Annotated in this window: 3 protein-coding genes; 2 read left to right on the top strand and 1 reads right to left on the bottom strand. The window is 39.4% G+C overall.

The features are described from left to right. Positions 1–259: 259 nt before the first annotated feature. The gene (locus L655_RS0119980) at positions 260–643 is read right to left on the bottom strand and encodes a hypothetical protein (RefSeq protein ID WP_024606069.1); all 384 of its coding nucleotides are present in this window, start codon (positions 641–643) and stop codon (positions 260–262) included. A gap of 226 nt (positions 644–869) precedes the next feature. On the opposite strand from L655_RS0119980, the gene L655_RS0119975 reads away from it, so the two are divergent. Together L655_RS0119975 and L655_RS0119970 are read left to right on the top strand one after the other, a co-directional pair. Next, the gene (locus L655_RS0119975) at positions 870–1,850 is read left to right on the top strand and encodes a tRNA-dihydrouridine synthase (RefSeq protein WP_007583877.1); all 981 of its coding nucleotides are present in this window, start codon (positions 870–872) and stop codon (positions 1,848–1,850) included. A gap of 61 nt (positions 1,851–1,911) precedes the next feature. Continuing rightward, positions 1,912–2,153, top strand: a 242-nt coding sequence (locus L655_RS0119970) for a hypothetical protein (protein ID WP_024606068.1), incomplete at its 3' end; no start/stop codon positions are given.

Here is a 2,153-nt window from a genome sequence, read left to right as displayed (position 1 = left end):
CTAAGTATAGGGCGTTGCGCTATTTTGCACGCTGACCCACCAATACTGCCGAAACAGGTTACGGTTAGTTGTGTACCTCTAACTTCTTATGGCTTCCTTCAGACCCCACCGTTGGCCAGTGACGCCCTTGCCATTCAGATTATCTTCCCCTTAGTCAGGGTGATAAGGCATCTTTCAGCCTATCGGGTTTGCCAGCTTCGCTGGGCAAACAAAAAAGGGCCTTAGGGCCCTTTTAGCATAACTTATTTAGAATAAGATATTAACGGCCACCACACTTACCTTCGCCGCATTTACCTTCTTTTTTATCTTTTGCGTCGCCACCACATTTGCCTTCGCCGCATTTACCTTCTTTTTTACCTTTTGCATCGCCGCCACATTTGCCTTCGCCGCATTTGCCTTCTTTTTTATCTTTTGCGTCGCCACCACATTTGCCTTCGCCGCATTTACCTTCTTTTTTATCTTTTGCGTCACCGCCACATTTGCCTTCACCGCACTTACCTTCTGCAGCATCTAATTGGTAACCTGTTACTAGTTGTTGAAACTCAAATGGGTTAGCTTGTACATCTGCAGATACAAAACTTGCAGAGCTAACTACTACTGCACCTAAAGTTAACGCGATTGTATTTTTTTTAACTGTATTCATTTTATGACTCTCTTTAATCAAGGATTGTAAATCTCAGCAATAAAAATGTATTTTTAAATTGCTTGTATGCTTAAGTAGACCCGTACAAAAATAAAAACTTTCATTTATTTTCATAATATTTACTTTTGCAATTTATACATCAAATATGGGCGGTAATTACAGATTTATCAATGTGTGATTTACAGGTAAACTATGCGTCCAGTTTTTTATCAAAATTAATCACCTTATGAAACTTGTTTTAGCACCTATGGAAGGTGTCGTTGATTTTAAAATGCGCCAATTACTCACAGACATTGGTGGGTTCGATTTGTGCGTTACCGAGTTTGTAAGAGTGGTTGAAACATGCTTACCTGATAAAGTTTTTCATCGATTTTGCCCTGAACTACATAATAATGGATTTACGCGAGCAGGTACTCCTGTGCGTGTTCAATTACTCGGCCAAGAAGCAAATCCGTTAGCCGAAAATGCAGTAAGAGCAATTGCTTTAGGATCTCATGGGGTCGACCTTAACTTTGGTTGCCCAGCAAAAACCGTTAATCGTAGTCGAGGGGGTGCTGTACTGCTTAAAGATCCTGACCACATGTATACGATTATTAAAGCAGTCCGGGATGCTGTAGATGATAAACATGAAGTAAGTGCAAAAATTCGCTTAGGCTTTGATGATGACAGTAACAGCCAAGAAATTGTTGATGCTGTGGTAAGCGCAGGCGCAAATAGTGTAGCTATACACGCCAGAACCAAACGTGATGGTTATAACCCGCCAGCTTATTGGGAAAAAATTCCACCAATAATAAAAGATAAAAATATTGCCGTTGTTGCCAATGGTGAAATTTGGCAAGTTGAGGACGCAATGCTTTGCCAAAAACGAAGTGGATGTACTGATTTGATGCTTGGTCGTGGCGCCCTTTCGCACCCTGATTTAGCAAAAAAAATTAAAGCTCATGTAAATAATGAACAATATGATGGCCTTCAATGGGAGCATATTATTTATCACTTAATCCACTCTGCTATTCATCAAGACCCTGCAAAAGATGAAAAGTATTTTGCTTCTCGTACAAAGCAATGGCTAGGTTACCTTAAACGCCAATACCCGCAAGCGATCGATTTATTTGATGAAATCAGGCGTTTAAAAAGTAAAGAAGATGTGGCAAGCGTATTAAATAAATACGCCAAAGCACCGCAACTTGATTCAAATCATAACGGCTAACCTAAAGCCTCTAGATAATATCAGTATAACGTGAAGCCAATTTAATAAGGTTGTACTGATAATGCATCATCAAAAAAGACTAAACGATGAAATAGCACAAATTAAATTAAATATATTAACTATGCTTTCTAAATCAGCCTACCCTACACATCAGCATTTAATACAAATTTTAGATAATACAGCAAACAATGAATGGTTAGACTGTGCAGCAGAGAAGCTAGGTCCTGAGTATGCGTTTTTGATCAGTCGCATGACTAAATTAGAAGCGGCGGTCAGCCAAATAGAAATTGGGCAATATGGCTA

It is taken from the genome of Pseudoalteromonas sp. TAE79, from assembly GCF_000498015.1.
Taxonomy (GTDB): domain Bacteria; phylum Pseudomonadota; class Gammaproteobacteria; order Enterobacterales; family Alteromonadaceae; genus Pseudoalteromonas.
This window is presented reverse-complemented; position numbering and strand designations above follow the sequence as displayed.

Excerpts from the sequence above, each read along its gene's own strand:
- L655_RS0119975 (WP_007583877.1), top strand. The coding sequence starts at position 870 with ATGAAACTTGTTTTAGCACCTATGGAAGGTGTCGTTGATTTTAAAATG.
- L655_RS0119980 (WP_024606069.1), bottom strand. The coding sequence starts at position 643 with ATGAATACAGTTAAAAAAAATACAATCGCGTTAACTTTAGGTGCAGTA.